Origin of the sequence: Streptomyces sp. NPDC025273 (assembly GCF_040638585.1) — a bacterium.
Taxonomy (GTDB): Bacteria; Actinomycetota; Actinomycetes; order Streptomycetales; family Streptomycetaceae; genus Streptomyces; species Streptomyces cinereorectus.
The window spans coordinates 1-18,638 of the sequence record NZ_JBEZYP010000016.1 but is presented as its reverse complement, the minus strand read 5'-3'; the positions used below and the strand labels follow the sequence as shown (position 1 = coordinate 18,638).

General features: G+C 71.8%; 20 protein-coding genes and 1 tRNA gene. 11 read left to right on the top strand and 10 right to left on the bottom strand.

The window, feature by feature from the left end:
• Positions 1 to 3 precede the first annotated feature (3 nt).
• Genes AB0F38_RS24005 through AB0F38_RS23990 form a run of 4 tightly spaced genes read right to left on the bottom strand, consistent with a single transcriptional unit; the run spans position 4 to position 2,144 of the window.
• A complete protein-coding gene (locus AB0F38_RS24005; RefSeq protein WP_361896950.1) occupies positions 4 to 312 on the bottom strand; it encodes a DUF202 domain-containing protein in 309 nt (102 codons plus the stop codon).
• Positions 309 to 713 (bottom strand): DUF202 domain-containing protein, encoded by a 405-nt coding sequence (locus tag AB0F38_RS24000; protein WP_361896947.1) that lies wholly within the window; start codon positions 711 to 713, stop codon positions 309 to 311. Before AB0F38_RS24000 ends, AB0F38_RS24005 begins: the two co-directional genes overlap by 4 nt.
• Positions 710 to 1,240 carry an NUDIX domain-containing protein gene (locus AB0F38_RS23995; RefSeq protein ID WP_361896945.1) on the bottom strand — a complete coding sequence of 177 codons (531 nt, stop codon included), beginning with the start codon at positions 1,238 to 1,240 and terminating at the stop codon, positions 710 to 712. The genes AB0F38_RS24000 and AB0F38_RS23995 overlap by 4 nt, the downstream gene beginning before the upstream one ends.
• Positions 1,224 to 2,144, bottom strand: coding sequence for a DMT family transporter (locus AB0F38_RS23990; protein ID WP_361896942.1), 921 nt, complete (start codon positions 2,142 to 2,144; stop codon positions 1,224 to 1,226). The genes AB0F38_RS23995 and AB0F38_RS23990 overlap by 17 nt, the downstream gene beginning before the upstream one ends.
• Before the next feature lie 162 nt (positions 2,145 to 2,306).
• Between AB0F38_RS23990 and AB0F38_RS23985 the strand changes: the two genes are divergently transcribed.
• Positions 2,307 to 3,962 carry an FAD-binding dehydrogenase gene (locus tag AB0F38_RS23985; protein ID WP_361896939.1) on the top strand — a complete coding sequence of 552 codons (1,656 nt, stop codon included), beginning with the start codon at positions 2,307 to 2,309 and terminating at the stop codon, positions 3,960 to 3,962.
• A 194-nt stretch (positions 3,963 to 4,156) separates the two neighbouring features.
• Entirely contained in the window at positions 4,157 to 5,359 is a 1,203-nt protein-coding gene (locus AB0F38_RS23980) for a PQQ-binding-like beta-propeller repeat protein (protein ID WP_361896936.1), read from the top strand.
• 121 nt (positions 5,360 to 5,480) lie between these two features.
• Here AB0F38_RS23980 and AB0F38_RS23975 read toward each other — a convergent pair whose 3' ends face one another.
• Positions 5,481 to 5,906, bottom strand: coding sequence for an ASCH domain-containing protein (locus tag AB0F38_RS23975; protein WP_361896933.1), 426 nt, complete (start codon positions 5,904 to 5,906; stop codon positions 5,481 to 5,483).
• Between the two features lie 236 nt (positions 5,907 to 6,142).
• Here AB0F38_RS23975 and AB0F38_RS23970 point away from each other — a divergent pair, with 236 nt between their 5' ends.
• Positions 6,143 to 7,105 (top strand): hypothetical protein, encoded by a 963-nt coding sequence (locus tag AB0F38_RS23970; RefSeq protein ID WP_361896930.1) that lies wholly within the window; start codon positions 6,143 to 6,145, stop codon positions 7,103 to 7,105.
• A 34-nt stretch (positions 7,106 to 7,139) separates the two neighbouring features.
• A complete protein-coding gene (locus tag AB0F38_RS23965) occupies positions 7,140 to 8,711 on the top strand; it encodes an APC family permease (protein WP_361896927.1) in 1,572 nt (523 codons plus the stop codon).
• A gap of 293 nt (positions 8,712 to 9,004) precedes the next feature.
• Here AB0F38_RS23965 and AB0F38_RS23960 read toward each other — a convergent pair whose 3' ends face one another.
• Together AB0F38_RS23960 and AB0F38_RS23955 are read right to left on the bottom strand one after the other, a co-directional pair.
• Positions 9,005 to 10,402: a gluconate:H+ symporter gene (locus AB0F38_RS23960; RefSeq protein WP_361896924.1), complete on the bottom strand. Its 1,398-nt coding sequence runs from the start codon at positions 10,400 to 10,402 to the stop codon at positions 9,005 to 9,007.
• Positions 10,403 to 10,411: 9 nt separating this feature from the next.
• Positions 10,412 to 10,921: a gluconokinase gene (locus AB0F38_RS23955; RefSeq protein WP_361896921.1), complete on the bottom strand. Its 510-nt coding sequence runs from the start codon at positions 10,919 to 10,921 to the stop codon at positions 10,412 to 10,414.
• Positions 10,922 to 11,052: 131 nt separating this feature from the next.
• Here AB0F38_RS23955 and AB0F38_RS23950 point away from each other — a divergent pair, with 131 nt between their 5' ends.
• From AB0F38_RS23950 to AB0F38_RS23940, 3 genes are all read left to right on the top strand, one after another.
• Positions 11,053 to 11,754: a FadR/GntR family transcriptional regulator gene (locus AB0F38_RS23950; RefSeq protein WP_361896918.1), complete on the top strand. Its 702-nt coding sequence runs from the start codon at positions 11,053 to 11,055 to the stop codon at positions 11,752 to 11,754.
• A 79-nt stretch (positions 11,755 to 11,833) separates the two neighbouring features.
• On the top strand, positions 11,834 to 12,919 hold the full coding sequence (locus AB0F38_RS23945) for an S-(hydroxymethyl)mycothiol dehydrogenase (RefSeq protein WP_361896915.1): 1,086 nt from the start codon (positions 11,834 to 11,836) through the stop codon (positions 12,917 to 12,919).
• Complete coding sequence (locus AB0F38_RS23940) at positions 12,919 to 13,548, top strand: MBL fold metallo-hydrolase (RefSeq protein WP_361896912.1); 630 nt, start codon at positions 12,919 to 12,921, stop codon at positions 13,546 to 13,548. Before AB0F38_RS23945 ends, AB0F38_RS23940 begins: the two co-directional genes overlap by 1 nt.
• Before the next feature lie 24 nt (positions 13,549 to 13,572).
• Here the strand turns inward: AB0F38_RS23940 and AB0F38_RS23935 are convergent, their stop codons facing one another.
• Together AB0F38_RS23935 and AB0F38_RS23930 are read right to left on the bottom strand one after the other, a co-directional pair.
• Positions 13,573 to 14,538, bottom strand: coding sequence for a pseudouridine synthase (locus AB0F38_RS23935; protein WP_361896909.1), 966 nt, complete (start codon positions 14,536 to 14,538; stop codon positions 13,573 to 13,575).
• Positions 14,539 to 14,733: 195 nt separating this feature from the next.
• Positions 14,734 to 14,821 (bottom strand) — tRNA-Leu (locus AB0F38_RS23930).
• Between the two features lie 181 nt (positions 14,822 to 15,002).
• Between AB0F38_RS23930 and AB0F38_RS23925 the strand changes: the two genes are divergently transcribed.
• From AB0F38_RS23925 to AB0F38_RS23915, 3 genes are all read left to right on the top strand, one after another.
• Positions 15,003 to 16,337 carry a M20/M25/M40 family metallo-hydrolase gene (locus AB0F38_RS23925; protein ID WP_361896906.1) on the top strand — a complete coding sequence of 445 codons (1,335 nt, stop codon included), beginning with the start codon at positions 15,003 to 15,005 and terminating at the stop codon, positions 16,335 to 16,337.
• Positions 16,338 to 16,482: 145 nt separating this feature from the next.
• A complete protein-coding gene (chpH, locus tag AB0F38_RS23920; protein WP_361896903.1) occupies positions 16,483 to 16,716 on the top strand; it encodes a chaplin ChpH in 234 nt (77 codons plus the stop codon).
• A 139-nt stretch (positions 16,717 to 16,855) separates the two neighbouring features.
• Positions 16,856 to 17,629 carry a chaplin gene (locus AB0F38_RS23915; RefSeq protein WP_361896900.1) on the top strand — a complete coding sequence of 258 codons (774 nt, stop codon included), beginning with the start codon at positions 16,856 to 16,858 and terminating at the stop codon, positions 17,627 to 17,629.
• Between the two features lie 59 nt (positions 17,630 to 17,688).
• On the opposite strand, the gene AB0F38_RS23910 is transcribed toward AB0F38_RS23915, so the two are convergent.
• Complete coding sequence (locus AB0F38_RS23910; RefSeq protein WP_361896897.1) at positions 17,689 to 17,877, bottom strand: DUF5703 family protein; 189 nt, start codon at positions 17,875 to 17,877, stop codon at positions 17,689 to 17,691.
• Positions 17,878 to 17,924: 47 nt separating this feature from the next.
• Between AB0F38_RS23910 and AB0F38_RS23905 the strand changes: the two genes are divergently transcribed.
• Positions 17,925 to 18,587 carry a hypothetical protein gene (locus tag AB0F38_RS23905; protein WP_361896895.1) on the top strand — a complete coding sequence of 221 codons (663 nt, stop codon included), beginning with the start codon at positions 17,925 to 17,927 and terminating at the stop codon, positions 18,585 to 18,587.
• Positions 18,588 to 18,638: the final 51 nt, after the last annotated feature.

Sequence of the window (18,638 nt, the reverse complement as noted above, 5' to 3'; positions counted from 1 at the left end):
CGCTCAGAACAGCATCGCGGCGGCGAACACCGCGAGCGCCACCGTGCACGCCGCGGTCGTCAGCGCATCGCGTGGCGACAGCGGCGCGGGTTCCGCGGTGCCCATGCCCGCCATCCGCCGGTGCGCCACCCCGAGAAGCCCCAGCCAGGCCAGCAGGCTCAGTGCCACGGAGATCACCCCGGCCCCGCTCGCCCCGCTGTACAGCGCCTGTCGTCCCGCGAGCAGGGCCACCACCGCGCAGGACAGCGTGGTGCGCCGCCAGGCCAGCCGCGTCCGCTCCGGCTGCAGACCCGGATCGCGCCCGGCGGTCACCGGCCCTCCCGGCCGAACACGACCACCACCACCATGACCACCGCGACCACGGCGACGGCCAGGCTCAGCAGCGCCGGGAAGCGCGACACGGGCAGATCCTCACCGCGCCGCATCGCCCGCTCGCAGCGCACCCAGTGGTTGACGGCCCGCAGCGCGCACAGCACACCGGCCGCCAGCAGCGCGAGGGACATGCCCGCCCGGACGCCCCAGGGCAGGTCCGGCAGGAACTGGTCGACGGCGAACCCACCGCCGATCAGGGCGAGGGCCGTACGGATCCAGGCGAGGAAGGTGCGCTCGTTGGCGAGCGAGAAGCGGTAGTCCGGGGTGTCGCCCTCCGCGCGGATCTGCTGCGGTGCGAGCCACAGCCGCAGGCCCCGTACGAAGTCGCCGCCGCGGCTCACGCGCCGGACCCCGCTTCCCCGGCCCGCATCGCCCGCAGCCGGTGGTACGTCTCCAGCCCGTCCGGCACCCACGTCCGGTCGCCGAGCCGGCGCTCCAGCTCCGCATCGGTCAGGAAGGTGTGCCAGGCGACCTCCTCGGGCTGCGGCCGCACCGGCAGCTCGCACCGCACCTGGTACACGTACGACCACCAGCTGTGCCCGGCGGCGCTCGTGTAGAGGAACGTGAACAGCGGTTCGGGGCGGGGCAGCCCCGACACCCCGAGCTCCTCCTCGGCCTCCCGCAGCACCGCGTCGTCGTAGGACTCGCCCGCGCCCACGACCCCGCCCACGAACATGTCGTGGTGCGAGGGGAAGACCAGCTTGGTGGCGGTCCTGCGGTGGACGAAGATCCTGCCCTCGGCGTCTCTGACCTCGACGAAGACGCAGCGGTGGCGCAGCCCGCGCGCGATCGCCTCGCCGCGCGTCGCCTGCCCCACGACCGTGTCGTCCTCGTCGACGATGTCCAGGACCTCATCTGCCGGAGTCATGCCGCCCATCCAACCGCACCTCGCCGGCGACCGTCGATCCGTGCCGCTCCTTGCCCTCGGGCATCGCCGGGTGCAGCCCGAGCAGCACGATTCCGGCCACGATCGCCGCGAGCCCGGCCGCCTCCCAGGCCAGGGCACCCGAGTCGGTGCGCACCCGGTCGCCGAGGAACCCGATGCCGCACGCGATCCCGGCCAGCGGCTGTGCGGCGGTCAGCGCGGGCAGCGAGGCCCGCAGCGGCCCCGCCTCGAACGCACTCTGGACCAGGATCAGCCCTGTCACCCCCAGGACGAGCACCGCGTACGGCTGCCACCCCGTCATCAGCGCCGCCCAGCCGTCCGCCGTCAGCTTCTCCCCGCTGACCCTGGTCAGGGCGTCCTGCAGCCCGTACAGCAGCCCGGCCGCGAGCCCCAGCAGCACCGGGGTCCCCGGGGTCCGGGGATGCCTGGCGAAGGCGGTCAGGAGCAGCGCGGCCCCCGCCACCGTGCCGACCACCAGCCAGTGCCGTACCGGGTCCGTGCCCGCCTGCCCGCCACGCGGCTCGCCGGCCAGCAGGAAGGTGGTGACACCGCCGGCCAGCAGCCACAGGCCGCCCCAGCCCTGCCGGCCCAGCCGCTGACCGGTGAGGCGGCGCGACAGGGCAAGCGCGAAGACGAGATTGGTCGCCAGCAGCGGTTCGACGACCGACAGCTCGCCGTTGCCGAGCGCCAGCGCCCCGAGCACCATCCCGCAGACCATCAGGCCGATGCCGGCCAGCCAGCTCGGCACCCGCATCAGGTCCAGCAGCAGCCGGGGCGAGAGGAAGTCACGCAGGGGCGCGCGGCGGGCCGCGTCCTGCTGGAGGACGAAGCCGAGGCCCAGACAGCACGCGGCGCTCACGGCGAGCAGCAGAACCAGCACCGACACGGTCCCGACGATAGCCCCGCATCGGCACGGGAGCCGGGAGGGCGCCACCGGCCGGGCGGTTGACGTGGGCGCGGCCCGTACCGAAGATCTGAACGCACGAGTAACTTCGCAGCACCGCCCATGACCCGTACCCGCCCCGCATCGCCCCGAAGGATGGAAACCATGGCGTACGACGCTGATGTGATCGTGATCGGGGCGGGGCTCGCGGGGCTGGTGGCCACCGCCGAGCTCGTCGACGCGGGCCGGACGGTGATCCTGCTCGACCAGGAGCCCGAGCAGTCCATCGGGGGCCAGGCGCACTGGTCCTTCGGCGGCCTCTTCCTCGTCGACTCGCCCGAGCAGCGACGGCTGCGGATCAAGGACAGCCACGAGCTGGCCCTCCAGGACTGGTACGGCACGGCCGGCTTCGACCGCGAGGAGGACCACTGGCCCCGGAAGTGGGCCGAGGCGTACGTCGACTTCGCGGCCGGCGAGAAGCGGTCCTGGCTGCACGCCCAGGGGCTGCGGCTCTTCCCGGTCGTCGGCTGGGCCGAACGCGGCGGCTACGACGCCAACGGCCACGGGAACTCCGTCCCCCGCTTCCACATCACCTGGGGCACCGGACCCGGTGTCGTCGCCCCCTTCGAGCGCCGGGTGCGCGAGGGCGTCGCCAAGGGCCTCGTCCAGCTGCGCTTCCGCCACCGGGTGAGCGGCCTCGGCCGCTCGGCCGGGGCCGTCGACACGGTCACCGGCGAGGTCCTCGCGGCGAGCGGCGCCGAACGGGGCACCGCGAGCGGCCGCGAGGCCACCGGTGCCTTCGAGCTCAGGGCCCAGGCCGTGATCGTCACCTCCGGCGGCATCGGCGGCAACCACGACCTCGTACGCGCCCAGTGGCCCGAGCGGCTCGGCACCCCGCCCGAGAAGATGCTCTCCGGCGTTCCGGCCCATGTCGACGGGCTGATGCTCGGCATCGCCGAGGAGGCGGGCGCCCACCACATCAACCGCGACCGGATGTGGCACTACACCGAGGGCATCGAGAACTGGAACCCGATCTGGGCGAAGCACGGCATCCGGATCCTCCCCGGCCCGTCCTCCCTCTGGCTGGACGCCCGCGGCAAGAGGCTCCCGGTCCCGCTCTTCCCCGGCTTCGACACGCTGGGCACCCTCGAACACATCATGAAGTCCGGCTACGGCTACACCTGGTTCGTGCTGGACCAGAAGATCATCGGCAAGGAGTTCGCGCTGTCCGGCTCCGAGCAGAACCCGGACCTGACCGGGAAGTCGGTCCGCGACGTGATCGGCAGGGCGCGCGCGGACGTCCCCGCACCGGTGCGGGCGTTCATGGACAAGGGTGTGGACTTCGTCGTCGAGAAGGACCTCGGCGCCCTGGTCCGCGGGATGAACGCACTGACCGACGAGCCGCTGATCGACGAGGACGACCTGCGCCGCGAGATCACCGCCCGCGACCGGGAGGTCGCCAACCCGTTCACCAAGGACCTCCAGATCACAGCGATCCACGGTGCCCGCGCCTATCTCGGCGACCGGCTGATCCGCACGGCCAGGCCGCACCGCATCCTCGACCCCGAGGCGGGCCCGCTGATCGCCGTGCGGCTCAACATCCTGACCCGTAAGTCCCTCGGCGGACTGGAGACGGATCTGTCCTCCCGTGTCCTGACGCAGGACGGCACCCCGCTGCCCGGGGTGTACGCGGCGGGGGAGGCGGCCGGATTCGGCGGGGGCGGCGTCCATGGCTACCGCTCGCTGGAGGGCACGTTCCTGGGCGGCTGCATCTTCTCCGGACGCGCGGCCGGCCGGGCCGCCGCCGAGGCCACCGGCTGACCGGTTCCGTCACGGCACGGTACGGATCCGTCCACCGCCGTGACGGGAGCTTCACGGGCCTGTCCCGATTGTGTGCCGTTCGGCGTTCGGCCGGAATTCGACGGTTAGCCTTGCGGCGCTCAGGGCGCCCCGGGGGGCGTCGGAACAGTTGGACGGAAGCGGGAACAGACGTGGGCGTACGGAGCGGGAACGCGGTGTCGCGCAGGCAGATACTCAGGCTGGCCGGTGCGGGGCTGGGACTGGCCGTGCTCGGAGCGGGGGCCGTTGCCTGCGGCCCCGAGGACGCGGCCGCGCCGGCCGGCGGTGCCACGCCGGGAGGCGCCGGGAACGGTGACGCCTTCACCACGCCGCCGCCGGGCACCGCGCCCGAGCCGCTGTGGCAGGCCGACACCGCGAACACCAGTCTGTCCGGCAGCGACGCGCTCGCCGTGGCCGGCGGCCTGGTCCTGGTGTCGGGCGACCCTCTGGTGGGGCGGGACGCGGTCAGCGGCAAGGAGAAGTGGTCGCGCACCGGCGTCACCACGCCGGGCGCCGCGCTCATCCTCGGCGGCGGGACGCTCTACCTCGCCAGCGCCGAATACGACGGCGACCTGGTGGGTCTGGATCCGGCCACGGGCAAGGAGACCTGGCGCAGCCGCCTGGGCGACGAGTACCAGCAGCCGCGCCCCATCGCGGCCGACGAGCGCCACGTCTACGTACTGGCCGGCATCCTGGAGAAGGACTTCTCCACGCCGAACAACGTGATCGCCGCGATCGACACCGGCTCCGGCAAGGTCGTCTGGCGCGAACAGCGCGACGCGGGTACCGAGGAGTACGGCATCAACGCCGCGGTCGTCGGCGGGCGCCTCGTCTACACGGACTACCGGGAGAACGTGACCGTCCGCGACACGGCGACGGGCCGGCAGGTCTGGACGAATAAGATCAGCCAGTCCAACCACCGTCACTTCGCCGTGCACGAGGAACTGGTGATCGTGGCGGACGGACAGCGGCTGCGGGCGCTCGAACTGTCCGGGGGCAAGGAGCGCTGGTCGCTCACCACCGAGGAGTTCAGCAAGTTCAACGACCCGCACCTCCTGGACGGGGTGCTCTACGCCTCCGACAGCGCGCGCGGCCTGTGGGCGGTGGACCCCGCCACGGGCAAGGAGATCTGGCACAACGAGGACCTCCTGGACACGGCGACCCAGGCATGGCAGTTCGCCAAGGTGAACGGCACGCTCTACGGAGCGACCGAGTTCGACGAGGACGGCGGCGTGCACGCCTTCGACGCGGCGACCGGCAAGCTGCGCTGGACGTACAACGACGGGACCGGGGACATCCAGCAGTGGTACGTGGCCGCGGCGGGCAAGCGGCTCGCCGTGATGCACGGGAAGCGGCTCTACGCGCTCCCCGCCGTCTGACCGCCCCCGCCCCGCCCGGCCGCCCGCCGCGAGGACGCGCGTGGCCGGGCCGGGCACGGTCGCTCCCACCGCCGTCCCCGCGGCTCCTGGCGCCGGACCGGGTGCGGTGCCCCGAGCCGTGTCAGATCAGCCGCTCCACGACCCGGAACCTCTCCGCCACCACCATCGTGTCGTCGTCCACCGTGAACGACGGATCGCCCAGCGCGTCGCGCATCTCCTCGCTGTGCCAGAACGCCTCGTGCCCGGCGCGCCACTCGGCCACCGACGTGTAGCCCTCGCCCTCGTCGAGCGCGTGCCGCAGACCGACTGACCCCAGCGGCAGCACCCGCACCTCGGTCACCTCGACCACGGCGGTCTCCCGTCCCTGCGAGTCGATGAGCGCGGACCGCTCGCCCACCGGCGGCAGCTCCTCCTTCTCGATCTCGTACTCCAGGAGCAGGCCGGACGTCGACACCTTCTCGCCGGAGAGCACGGCCGCCACCAACTGGTCGCGCAGCGGCCCGGGGAAGGCGAGGAGGAAGGGCTTGAGCGGTTCACGCGTGTCCATCCCGGCAGTGTGGCACGCGTCACCTTTGCCCCTCCGGCCCCCTCCGTACCCCCGCGGCGAGCTGCGCGAAAGGTGTGGACCAGCCTCCCGCGGCGGCCAGTTGTGTGAACGGCGCATGCGGTGAGGGGAGGGCCGCCCTTGACTCGGACCATTCCCTGACGCTTTGCTGTGCGCGATCGTTTGCTCGCACACAGCATCCAACCGCTCACACGCCGCGTCGAAAAGGAAGCCTGCGGATGTCTCCGCCTCCGCCGCCGCTGGGCCGCGCCCGCCGAAAGGGCGGCCGCACGGACCACGCTTTCGACCCGGCTCTCGGCGACACTGAACTCATCGACGTACGAGGACGGTTCACCCAGGGCCGCTGGACCACGGCCCGCTCCCTCCTCGTCACGACCGGCACCGACTGGGACCGCCGCGGCCACCGGCTCCTCGCCCTGGCCGCGGTGCCGTCCGCCGCCGGCTGGGCCGGCGACTGGCTGCTCGCCGAACCGGACAGCTCCGACGCCGCCACTCTCCTCGCCTGCGCCGCCGTCACCCGTGCCCTGCGCCCCGGAGCCGGCGCCCGCGAACGGGACCGGGCCCGGGAGGCCTGCCGGGCCGCCGCCGCCCTCGACACCGCCGACCCCACACCCTGGCTGGGCCTGATGCTGCTGGCCCGCACGCACGGCACCCGGGAGGAGACCGCCGGACATTTCGAGGAGATCCGTAACCGCCACCCCGAACACCACCAGGCGCACCACCTCATGACGGCCCGGCTGGCCGAGACGGACCACGGGAGCGACCCGCTCCACGAGGTGTACGACTTCGCCGCGTGGGCCGCCGAACAGGCCCCGGCCGATTCCCCGCTGGCCGTGCTTCCCGTCGTGGCGCACGCCGAGCGCTACCGCGTCCTGGTCGCCTCGGGCAACGCCTCCGACGACCCGGTGGCATCGGGCCACTGGAGCGGACGCCGCGCCCGGCAGGTGATGAAGGCCGCCTTCGACTGGTGGCTGGAATGGGAACGCGAGGACCACCCCCGCCACCGCGCCGACCTCAACTTCCTCGCCCACGCCAAGATCTGCGAGGGCCGCCCGGCCGAGGCCGCCGCCCTCCTCCACCGCATCGGCTCCCATGCCACCCCCGCCCCCTGGTCGTACTCCGGCCGAGACCCGTACTCCGCGTTCCTCGCCGCGCGCACCCACGCGCTCGGCACCCCGTGACGCACGTCGCTCTCAACGAAGGGACCATCCCGCCATGTCGACGGGCAGAACAGACACGAGCGAGTCCGGCACCGGAAGCACGACGGTCGGCACCGGCGGGATCAACACCTACAAGGGGGAGGAACGCGCGCTGCGGGCCGGCCGGCTCGGCACCCCCGGACTGCTTCTCTCGGTCCTCGCCGCCAGCGCCCCGCTGATGGTCGTCGCCGGGGTCATGCCCACGGTCTTCGGCGTGATGGGCATCGTCGGACAGCCCCTGCTGTACGTCGTCCTCGGCCTCGTCCTGATGCTGTTCGGCGTCGGCTACGCGGAGATGAGCCGACACGTCCACAACGCCGGTGCCTTCTACGCCTACATCGCCCGCGGCCTCGGCCCGACGGCCGGCGCGGGCGCCTCGCTGGTCGCACTGGTCGCGTACAGCGCCATGCAGGTGGGCATCTACGGCATCCTCGGCTTCGAGGTCTCCGGCCTCTTCGCCACCTATCTCGACACGGACGTGCCCTGGTGGCTCCCCGCCCTCGCCGCCGTGGCCGTCGTCGGTGTCCTGGGCTGGCTGAAGATCGACCTCAACGCCAAGGTGCTCGGTGTCCTGCTGATCATCGAATGCGCCCTCGTCGTGATCTTCGACATCGCCGCCGTGGCCGAGCCCGGCCCCGAAGGCCTCTCCCTGCACGCCTTCAACCCGGAGACGCTCACCGGCGCGGGCCTGGGCACCGCACTCTGCTTCTGCGTCGCCGCGTTCGTCGGCTTCGAACAGGCCCCCGTGTACGCGGAGGAGACCAGCCGTCCGCAGATCGTCGTGTCCCGGGTGATGTTCCTGGCCGTCGGCTACGCCGCCCTGTTCCTCGCCGTCAGCTCCTGGGCCCTGACCGTCGCCGCGGGCCCCGGCCGCATCGCGGACACCTCCCTGGAGCAGGGCCCGGGCATGATCTTCGGCCTCACCGAGGAGCGGCTCGGCGCCACCTTCACCGACGTCCTGCACGTCCTCTTCGTCACCGGCATGTTCGCGGCGCTCCTCAGCTTCCACAACGTGGTCGCCCGCTACGCCTTCGCGATGGGCCGGGAAGGACTGCTGCCCGCGCGCTTCGGGCGGACCAGCCGGACCAGTGGCGCCCCCGCCACCGGCTCGATGCTCCAGTCCGCGGTCTCCGTCCTGATCGTGCTGGCCTTCGCCCTCACCGACGACAACCCGGCCGGGGACCCCACCGCGCCCGTCCTGCACCTGTTCACCTGGATGGGCAACGTCGGGGCGTTCGGCGTCATCCTGCTGATGGCGGCTGCCTCCTTCGCGGTCATCGCCTTCTTCCTGCGCCGGGGCGCGGGCCGCGCCCAGGCCCCCCGGCTCGTCGCCTCCGGCCTCGCCGGGATCGCCCTGCTGGCCATCGCCGTCCTCACCGTCCGGGACTTCGACGTCCTCGTCGGATCGGGACCCGGCTCCGCGCTCGACCTGCTGCTGCCCGGAGTTATCGGCGCCGCCCTCGTCGCCGGTCTGGTGTACGGCGCGGTGCTGCGCTCCACCAGGCCGGACGTGCACGCCAGGATCGGCCTCGGCAACGAGGCCTTCCAGCTGGAGAAGGCCGCCGAGAGCACGCAGGCCCCCCGATAGGCGCCACCGGCGCGTGACGTGCGCCCGCGGCTCGCCGGGATCGCGGGGTGCCGTGCCCGTCATGCCCGGCACGGGCCTGCCGGCGTGGCTCACGGACCTCGCCCCGCAGGTGCGGCGCACGGGTGCGACCCTCGTGCGCGAGCGGCCGGCGCCGCCGTCGGCATCGTCCCGGCCGGGCATACGGCGAGGGCGCTCGCCGGCCCGGAGGCACGCCGTGGCATGCGCGCCGGGTCGGTCGAGCGCCCTCGGGCCCGCTCCGGGCACCGCTGCGGCGGGATCCGGAGGAGGAGCGGCTACAGGACCAGCGACAGCAGCAGGACGAAGCCCAGCGAGACGACGGAGATGATGGTCTCCATCACCGACCAGGTCTTGATCGTCTGGCCGACGTCCATACCGAAGTACTCCTTCACCAGCCAGAACCCCGCGTCGTTGACGTGGCTGAAGAAGAGCGAACCCGCGCCGACGGCGAGGACGAGCAGCGCGGCCTCCGGAGTGGACATCCCGGCCGCCAGCGGCGCGACCAGGCCGGCCGCCGAGATGGTGGCCACGGTCGCCGAACCCGTCGCCAGCCGGATCGCGACGGCGATCAGCCAGCCGAGCAGCAGGGCGGGTATCGACCAGTTCTCCGAGAACTCCAGGATCATCCGGCCCACCCCGGCGTCGATCAGCGTCGTCTTGAAGCCGCCGCCCGCGCCGACGATCATCAGCACGCCCGCGATCGGGGCGAGGGACTTCTCGACGGTCGTGGAGAGCCGTGCCCTGGTGAAGCCCGCGGCCCGGCCCAGTGTGAACATGCCGACGATCACGGCCGCGAGCAGGGCGATCAGCGGGGAGCCGAGCACGTCGGTGACCCGCTGGACGTGGTTATCCGGGTCGTCCACCACGATGTCGACCAGGGCCTTGGCCAGCATCAGGACGACGGGCAGCAGCACCGTGACGAGCGTGGCGCCGAATCCGGGGCGGCGCTCCAGCTCCTCCGAGGGGCGCTGCGGGATCATCTTTTCCGGCGCCTGGATGTCCACCCAGCGGGCGGCGTACCGGGAGAAGACCGGACCCGCGATGATCACGGTCGGGATCGCGACGAGCACACCCAGGGCCAGCGTGACACCGAGATCGGCGTCGAGGGCGTCGATGGCGACCAGCGGGCCGGGGTGCGGCGGGATCAGGCCGTGCATCACCGAGAGCCCGGCGAGCGCGGGGATGCCGATCCGCATCAGTGAGTAGTTGCCCCGCTTGGCGACGAGCAGCACCACCGGGATCAGCAGCACGATGCCGACCTCGAAGAACAGCGGCAGACCGATGACCGAGGCGATCAGCACCATCGCCCAGGGCATCGCACGCCCGCTCGCCTTCGCGAGGATCGTGTCGACGATCTGGTCGGCGCCGCCCGAGTCGGCGAGCAGTTTGCCCAGGATCGCGCCGAGCGCGATCAGCACACCGACACTGGCGACCGTGGAGCCGAGGCCTGTGGAGAAGCTGGTGATCGTCTTGTCCAGCGGGGCACCGGCGAAGGCGCCGAGCGCCAGCGAACCGATGGTCAGCGCCAGGAAGGCGTGCACCTTGAACTTCGTGATGAGTACGACGATGACGGCGATGCCCGCCAGGACGGCGATGCCCAACTGGGCGTTGCCGGCCGAGGTGATCGGTTCGACGGCGTCCGCTGCCAGCATCTCGATGCTGAGACTGCTCACGGTGAATCCTCAGGAGTCGAGCCGGCGCAGCGCGGCGACGGCCCTGTCGGTGATTTCTTCGGGGGTGCCGGACACGTCCACGGCCACGCCCGGCTCGTCCTGCTGCAGCGGCTGCAGGGTCGTGAACTGGGAGTCGAGCAGTGCGGTCGGCATGAAGTGCCCCTTGCGGCCCGCCATCCGGCGCTCGATGAGAGCCCGGTCGCCGGTCAGGTGCAGGAAGACGACACCGGGAGCCCCGGCGCGCAGCCGGTCCCGGTAGACGCGCTTGAGCGCCGAGCTGCTGACGACTCCGCCGAGCCCGGCCCTGCTGTGCGCCCACTGCCCGATCGCGTCCAGCCACGGCCGGCGGTCGTCGTCCTCCAGCGGGGTCCCCGCCGACATCTTGGCGATGTTGGCAGGCGGGTGGAAGTCGTCGCCCTCGGCGTAAGGAACGCCGAGGGCGGCGGCGAGCAGGGGACCGATCGTGGTCTTGCCGGTCCCTGCTACGCCCATCACCACGACGACGTGGGGGGTGCTCATTGGTGCCTCGCTGTCTTCTTCGACATCGGTCCGTCGCGCTACTGAAACCCATTACATACGACTTATTCAAGAGGCTGTGACATAAACGTCGTACTTTTCGAGGCCGTGAGCCGCACCGTAGGCTTGTCCGCATGACCACACAGAGCCCGGGGCTGCATACACATGTGCTGGACGCCCTGGGTCTGGAGATCGCCGCGGGCGACTGCCCGCCCGGCCGCGTCCTGCGCACCGACGAGCTCGCCCAGCGCTTCGACGTGTCCCGCACCGTCGTGCGCGAGGTGATCCGCGTGCTGGAATCCATGCACCTGGTCGAGTCCCGGCGCCGCGTCGGTGTGACCGTGCGGCCCACCGAGGAGTGGAACGTCTACGACCCCCAGGTCATCCGCTGGCGGCTGGCCGGGTCGGACCGTCCACGGCAGCTGCGTTCGCTCACCGTGCTGCGGTCCGCCGTCGAACCCGTCGCCGCCGGACTCGCCGCCCGCCACGCCACCGCCGAGCAGTGCGCCGCCCTCACCGCATGCGCCCTCGGCATGGTCGCCACCTCGCGCGGCCAGCAGCTGGAGGGGTATCTGCGGCACGACATCGCCTTCCACCGGATCGTGCTCGACGCCTCCGGCAACGAGATGTTCGCGCGGCTCGGAGACGTCGTCGCCGAGGTCCTCGCGGGCCGCACCCACCACCAGGTGATGTTCGAGGACCCGGACCCGGCCGCCGTCACCCTGCACGTCCGGCTCGCCGAAGCCGTGCGTGAGGGCGACGCCGCGGGCGCCGAGCGGCTGACCAAGGAGATCGCGGTCGGCGCGCTGCACGAACTGGACGTACTCGCCCCCTGACCCGGGGTCCCGCCCCGGTACGGTGGTCGGTGAACGATCTTCAGCAGGACACGGGACAGTCGGGATGGGAGACCACGGTATGGCGCAGCGGGTACAAGGTGTCATCGCACCGGGGAAGAACGAGCCGGTACGGGTCGAGACGATCATCGTGCCCGACCCGGGCCCCGGCGAGGCCGTCGTGAAGATCCAGGCGTGCGGCGTCTGCCACACGGACCTGCACTACAAGCAGGGCGGCATCAACGACGACTTCCCGTTCCTCCTCGGCCACGAGGCCGCGGGCATCGTGGAGTCCGTCGGAGACGGCGTCACCGACGTCAAGCCCGGAGACTTCGTCGTCCTCAACTGGCGTGCGGTATGCGGACAGTGCCGGGCCTGTCTGCGCGGCCGCCCCTGGTACTGCTTCGACACCCACAACGCCAAGCAGAAGATGACGCTGCTGGACGGCACCGAGCTCTCCCCGGCACTCGGGATCGGCGCCTTCGCCGAGAAGACCCTCGTCGCCGCCGGCCAGTGCACCAAGGTCGACCCCGAGGTCTCCCCGGCCGTCGCCGGACTGCTCGGCTGCGGTGTCATGGCGGGCATCGGCGCCGCCATCAACACCGGCCAGGTCGGCCGCGGCGACTCGGTCGCCGTCATCGGCTGCGGCGGCGTCGGTGACGCGGCGGTCGCCGGTGCCCGGCTCGCGGGCGCGGCGAAGATCATCGCGGTCGACATCGACGACCGCAAGCTGGAGACGGCGAAGGGGATGGGCGCCACCCACACCGTCAACTCCCGCACCGACGACCCGGTCGAGGCGATCCGCGCGCTGACCGGTGGCAACGGCGCGGACGTCGTCATCGAGGCGGTCGGCCGCCCGGAGACGTACAAGCAGGCCTTCTACGCCCGCGACCTGGCCGGCACCGTCGTCCTCGTCGGCGTCCCCACGCCCGAGATGCAGCTCGAACTCCCGCTGCTCGACGTGTTCGGCCGCGGCGGCTCGCTCAAGTCCTCCTGGTACGGAGACTGCCTGCCCTCCCGCGACTTCCCGATGCTCATCGACCTGCACCAGCAGGGCCGCATCGACCTCGGCGCTTTCGTCACCGAGACCATCGGACTCGGCGACGTCGAGCAGGCCTTCGCCCGGATGCACGACGGCGACGTCCTGCGCTCGGTGGTGATCCTCTGATGGCCGCCCGCATCGAGCACCTGGTCACCTCCGGCACGTTCGCCCTCGACGGCGGCGAGTGGGACGTCGACAACAACGTCTGGATCGTCGGCGACGACACCGAGGCGGTCGTCATCGACGCCGCCCACGACGCCGCCGCGATCCAGGCCGCACTCGGCGGCCGTACGCTGCGCGCCATCATCTGCACCCACGCGCACAACGACCACATCGACGCGGCCCCCGCCCTTGCCGACGCGACCGGGGCGCCGATCCTGCTGCACCCCGACGACCTCCCGCTCTGGAAGCAGACCCACCCGCACCGCACCCCCGACGCCGAACTGTCCGACGGCCAGGTGCTGGAGATCGCCGGGACGCGCCTGGAGGTCCTGCACACCCCGGGCCACGCACCCGGCGCGGTCTGCCTGCACGCTCCGGAGCTGGCCACCGTCTTCACCGGTGACACCCTGTTCCAGGGCGGTCCCGGTGCCACCGGACGGTCCTTCTCCCACTTCCCGACGATCGTCGGCTCGATCAGGGACCGGCTGCTCGCCCTGCCTGCGGAGACCACCGTCCGCACCGGACACGGCGACTCCACCACGATCGGCGCGGAGGCCCCGCACCTGGACGAGTGGATCGCCCGCGGCCACTGACCGGACGCCGGCCCGGGAGCCCGGTCACGGGCCCACCGGGCCGGCCACGGCTGAGCGGTCCGGCCACACGGTCAGCCGCAGCCCGCTCTCCAGGCGGTGCGGCACGCCCGTGACCGGATCGGTGAACTCCAGCACCCTGGCCAGCAGTTGCAGGGGCCGCCCGTAGTCCTCCCGGCCGGTTTCCGGCCGCACCACCGGATAGACCGGATCGTGGACCAGCGGAAGCCCCAGCGCGTTCATATGGACCCGCAGCTGATGGGTGCGCCCGGTGGCCGGCAGCAGCCGGTAGCGGCCGAGTCCGTCCCGGTGCTCCAGCAGTTCGATCCGGCTCTCGCTGTTCGCCTCACCCGGCTCCTCGCGCGCGGCGACCACCCCGCGCTCCTTGACGATCCGGCTGCGCACGGTGCGCGGGAGCGCCACACCCGGGTCGTACGGGGCCACCGCCTCGTATTCCTTGCGCACCAGCCGGTCCCGGAACAGCGTCTGGTACGCCCCGCGCTCACCGGGCCGTACGACGAGGAGGACCAGGCCCGCCGTCAGCCGGTCGAGCCGGTGTGCGGGCTGCAGGTCCGGCAGGTCCAGCTCCCTGCGCAGCCGGGCCACCACCGTCTCGGTGATGTGCCGGCCGCGCGGGGTGGTGGCCAGGAAGTGCGGCTTGTCCGCGACGACGAGGTGCGCGTCGCGGTACACCACACCGACCGGGAAGGGCACGGGTTCCTCCGGTGCGAAGTCCCGGTGGAACCAGAGGTACCGCCCCGCGGTGTACGGCTCGTCGCCCCCCACCGCACCGCCGTCGGCCCCGACGAACCGGCCCCCGGCCAGCATGGCGTCCACCCGCTCCGCGCCGATCGCCCCCGCGAACCGGTCCAGCAGGTACTCCCGGACGCATCGCCGGTCCCCGCCGGGGTCCTCCGGCAGCCGCACCCGCACTGGATCGACCCCCTCGTGCTGGGGCAGCGGTGCGGCGGGCGGCTTGCCCCGTCCTCTCATCGCGTCGGTCCTTGTCGTGGGTGGGGAGCCTGGCGGACTGTCCATCATGGCACCGGACGGACGGGGGCTCGGGAGCCCTGGCCGCAGGGGGTACCCCACCGTCGCCCACGCCGCAGCCTGGCGCACCCCGTGACGCGCGTACGCGCCAGGATGGGCCTCAAAAGCAAAAAACCCCAGGTGACCTGGGGTTTGTGCTGGTGTCCGAGGGGGGACTTGAACCCCCACGCCCGATAAAGGGCACTAGCACCTCAAGCTAGCGCGTCTGCCATTCCGCCACCCGGACCGGGTGTCGCCGACCGGGCCTGGCCCGTTCCGACGTGGAAAACCATAGCAAACATTCGGGGGTGCTCGATCACGCCCATGGGCGGTGAAAGGCGCGTGACGGGGAGCGGGCGGTCTTGGGTGTGCGGGGCAGGCGCGCGAGTATGAGGGGGAGCACCACCGCGACAGTGGAAGGAAGCAGCGTGAGCGAGACCAGCACGGCCCGGGCCGGCATCGGTGAGTCCGCCGAGAACGAGGTCGTGGACCTCTGTCGTGACCTGATCAGGATCGACACCAGCAACTACGGGGACCACTCCGGACCCGGGGAGCGGCTCGCCGCCGAGTACATCGCCGAGAAGCTCGCCGAGGTCGGGCTGGAACCGCAGATCATCGAATCCCACAAGGGCCGCGCCTCCACCGTGGCGCGGATCGAGGGCGAGGACCCCTCCAGGCCCGCACTGCTGATCCACGGGCACACCGACGTGGTGCCGGCCAACGCGGCGGACTGGACGCACGACCCCTTCTCCGGCGAGATCGCGGACGGGTGCGTGTGGGGCCGGGGCGCGGTCGACATGAAGGACATGGACGCGATGACGCTCGCGGTCGTCCGCGACCGCATGCGCAGCGGACGCAAACCCCCGCGTGACATCGTGCTGGCCTTCCTCGCCGACGAGGAGGCGGGCGGCACGTACGGGGCCCGCCACCTCGTCGACCACCACCGTGATCTGTTCGACGGCGTCACCGAGGCGATCGGCGAGGTCGGCGGCTTCTCGTTCACCGTGAACGAGAACCTGCGGCTCTACCTGGTGGAGACCGCGCAGAAGGGCATGCACTGGATGCGGCTCACCGTGGACGGCACCGCCGGCCACGGCTCCATGACCAACGACGACAACGCCATCACCGAGCTCTGCGAGGCCGTCGGCCGGCTGGGGCGGCACAGGTGGCCGGTCCGGGTGACCAGGACCGTGCGGTCCTTCCTGGACGAGCTGTCCGACGCGCTGGGCACCCCGCTGGACCCGGAGGACATGGACGCGACGCTCGCCAAGCTCGGCGGGATCGCCAAGATGGTCGGCGCCACCCTGCGGAACTCCGCCGCCCCCACCATGCTCGGCGCCGGCTACAAGGTGAACGTGATCCCCGGACAGGCCACCGCTCACGTGGACGGGCGCTTCCTGCCCGGCTACGAGGAAGAGTTCCTGGCCGACCTCGACCGGATCCTCGGGCCGCGGGTGAAGCGCGAGGACGTGCACGGCGACAAGGCGCTGGAAACCAGCTTCGACGGTTCCCTGGTGGACGCGATCCAGCTGGCGCTCAAGGCCGAGGACCCGATCGCCCGCGCCGTGCCCTACATGCTGTCCGGCGGCACCGACGCGAAGTCCTTCGACGACCTCGGCATCCGCTGCTTCGGTTTCGCCCCGCTGAAGCTGCCGCCGGAGCTGGACTTCGCCGGCATGTTCCACGGTGTGGACGAGCGGGTGCCTGTCGACGGCCTGAAATTCGGCGCCCGGGTGCTCGACCGGTTCATCGACCATTCCTGAACGCACGGGCGGTCGAATTCGTCAGCGTGTGCGTACATAACCAGAAAGAGTGAAAGGGGTCGCGCACTCGTAGCCCCCTCACCCCCTCCTCGTTACACGTGATGCGGTCCGCGGCTGGTACCGCACTTGTCAACCAGGAGGAATAATGATCAAGAAGGTCGTCGCAATCGCGGCTGCTACCGGTGGTCTCGTGCTCGCGGGTGCGGGTATGGCGTCCGCCGACGCCGGTGCCCAGGGTGCCGCCGTCGGCAGCCCCGGCGTGCTCTCGGGCAACGTCGTCCAGGTGCCGGTCCACGTCCCGGTGAACGTGTGCGGCAACACGGTCTCCGTGACCGGGCTGCTGAACCCCGCCTTCGGCAACACCTGCGTCAACGCCTGACGTTGAACACCAACCCGTAAGGGTGTGGTCCGGTCGGCCCCGGAGTGCGCGCCATGCACTCCGGGGCTGCTGGGCACCGGTCGCCCGGACAAGCTGAGTCCGGGGGCATTTCGGAAGGCAGAAGGCAGGAAAGCAACCTATGCGACAGGTCACACGTAAAGGCCTGATCACCATGGCAGCGGCGGGCGGAGTGCTCGCGCTCGGTGGCGGATACGCACATGCCGACGCGGGAGCGTCCGGCGGCGCGTCGAACTCGCCGGGAGTGCTGTCGGGGAATTCGATTCAGGTCCCGATCGACATTCCCGTCAACGCGTGCGGGAATTCCGTGAACGTCGGCGGTCTGCTCAACCCCACGAGCGGCAACGACTGCGGAAACGGATCGGCGGGCGCCGGTCACGGACACGCGCCGGACCACGGTGCCCCGTCCGGTCACGGCTCAGGCAGTTCAGGCAGCTCAGGCTCCGGCAGTAACGTGTCCGGGCACGAGGCCCAGGACGGCGGGGCGGGGACCGGCAGGCATCGCGCTCCCGGTGCCACGGCACAGGGCGCGGCGAAGGGTTCGCCCGGCGTCGGCTCCGGCAACCAGGTGCAGGTGCCGGTCGAGATCCCGGTGAACCTCTGCGGCAACAGCATCACCATCGGCGGACTGCTCAACCCGGTCTTCGGCAACGACTGCGAGAACGACGCGGAGACCGTCCCGCCCGTCGTCCCGGAGAAGCCGCACACCCCGCAGGAGCCGACTCGGCCGCCCACGCACGGGTCCGTGCCGCCGGCTCCCGAGCCCCAGCTCGTGACCGAGCAGCTCGCCCACACCGGCGCGGGCGGCCTCGACCTGCTGATCCCGGCGAGCGCGGGGCTGCTGCTCGCGGGTGCGGGCACGGTCCTCTACCGGCGCTCCCGAAGCGCCGCGTAACAGCACCACGACAGCGCGTACAGAGGAGCGGGTTCCGCGTGCGCGGAACCCGCTCCGTGCTACCAGGTGGCGCGGAGCTGGCGGATGATCCGGCGGCGCAACCGCACGCGGCGGCTGCCGTCACGGCGCAGCGTCAGTCGGTCCAACTCCCAGTGCTCGTACTCGGCTCGGTCGGTCAGCAGGCGGGTCGCTTCCTTGCGGGACACCCCGCGCGGCACGTACACATCGACAAATTCGTATTCCGGCATCGCATCTATTGTGCGGGCAGAGCCCCGGTACGGATAGCGTCTGCACTATGTCTGATGCTGCGCAGCCCACCGCTGCCGAGGTACGCGCCGCCGCCGATGCAGTCAAAACCGCGCTCGACCGCCACCTCGAGGCCGTCGAACGCCGTACCGGGGACGACGACCCCACTGTGTACGACGCGTTCAACGCACTGGCCGCTGCGGCCGAGGTCTACGACGAACTGCTCTACGACCGCTACGACGAGGTCACCCCCTTCGAGATCCCGGGTGCTGACGACTCCCTTCCGCCGTACGCCGGACCGGAGGAGCCGCATGCCGTCAGTGTGCTGATCCGGCGCGACTACGCGGTCGTCGAACCCCCGCGGCTGCTCGCCCAGGCGCAGCGGCTCGCCGACCTGGACCCGGAGGGGCACGACAACGCCGCCGCGCCCGTCGTCGGTGCCGGCGTGCATGCCGCGCTGGGGGTGCTCTTCGGCGAGTACGAGGCGGACGAGATCGCCTCCCGGCACAAGGAATTCGGCCTGGAGGAGGGGGACTCCACCCTCTGGGTCTCGGCCGTGGAGGAGCTTCCCGAGCCTGGGGAGTGGCTCGGGGCGCCGTTCGACGAGGCGGATCCGTCCCTGGTCGTATGCCGTTTCGACGTCAGCGCGGTGTTCGACGAGGAGGACGACGCGGACGGGGATCCCGAGATCTCCGTGGCGGAACGCGCCTGATCCCGGACGGCCCGACGGCCCCGGTGCGCAGCTGCGCACCGGGGCCGTCGG

Excerpts from the sequence above, each read along its gene's own strand:
- AB0F38_RS23995 (WP_361896945.1), bottom strand. The coding sequence starts at position 1,240 with ATGACTCCGGCAGATGAGGTCCTGGACATCGTCGACGAGGACGACACG.
- AB0F38_RS23985 (WP_361896939.1), top strand. The coding sequence starts at position 2,307 with ATGGCGTACGACGCTGATGTGATCGTGATCGGGGCGGGGCTCGCGGGG.
- AB0F38_RS23975 (WP_361896933.1), bottom strand. The coding sequence starts at position 5,906 with ATGGACACGCGTGAACCGCTCAAGCCCTTCCTCCTCGCCTTCCCCGGG.
- AB0F38_RS23970 (WP_361896930.1), top strand. The coding sequence starts at position 6,143 with ATGTCTCCGCCTCCGCCGCCGCTGGGCCGCGCCCGCCGAAAGGGCGGC.
- AB0F38_RS23965 (WP_361896927.1), top strand. The coding sequence starts at position 7,140 with ATGTCGACGGGCAGAACAGACACGAGCGAGTCCGGCACCGGAAGCACG.
- AB0F38_RS23955 (WP_361896921.1), bottom strand. The coding sequence starts at position 10,921 with ATGAGCACCCCCCACGTCGTCGTGGTGATGGGCGTAGCAGGGACCGGC.
- AB0F38_RS23950 (WP_361896918.1), top strand. The coding sequence starts at position 11,053 with ATGACCACACAGAGCCCGGGGCTGCATACACATGTGCTGGACGCCCTG.
- AB0F38_RS23945 (WP_361896915.1), top strand. The coding sequence starts at position 11,834 with ATGGCGCAGCGGGTACAAGGTGTCATCGCACCGGGGAAGAACGAGCCG.
- AB0F38_RS23940 (WP_361896912.1), top strand. The coding sequence starts at position 12,919 with ATGGCCGCCCGCATCGAGCACCTGGTCACCTCCGGCACGTTCGCCCTC.
- AB0F38_RS23935 (WP_361896909.1), bottom strand. The coding sequence starts at position 14,538 with ATGAGAGGACGGGGCAAGCCGCCCGCCGCACCGCTGCCCCAGCACGAG.
- chpH (WP_361896903.1), top strand. The coding sequence starts at position 16,483 with ATGATCAAGAAGGTCGTCGCAATCGCGGCTGCTACCGGTGGTCTCGTG.
- AB0F38_RS23915 (WP_361896900.1), top strand. The coding sequence starts at position 16,856 with ATGCGACAGGTCACACGTAAAGGCCTGATCACCATGGCAGCGGCGGGC.
- AB0F38_RS23910 (WP_361896897.1), bottom strand. The coding sequence starts at position 17,877 with ATGCCGGAATACGAATTTGTCGATGTGTACGTGCCGCGCGGGGTGTCC.
- AB0F38_RS23905 (WP_361896895.1), top strand. The coding sequence starts at position 17,925 with ATGTCTGATGCTGCGCAGCCCACCGCTGCCGAGGTACGCGCCGCCGCC.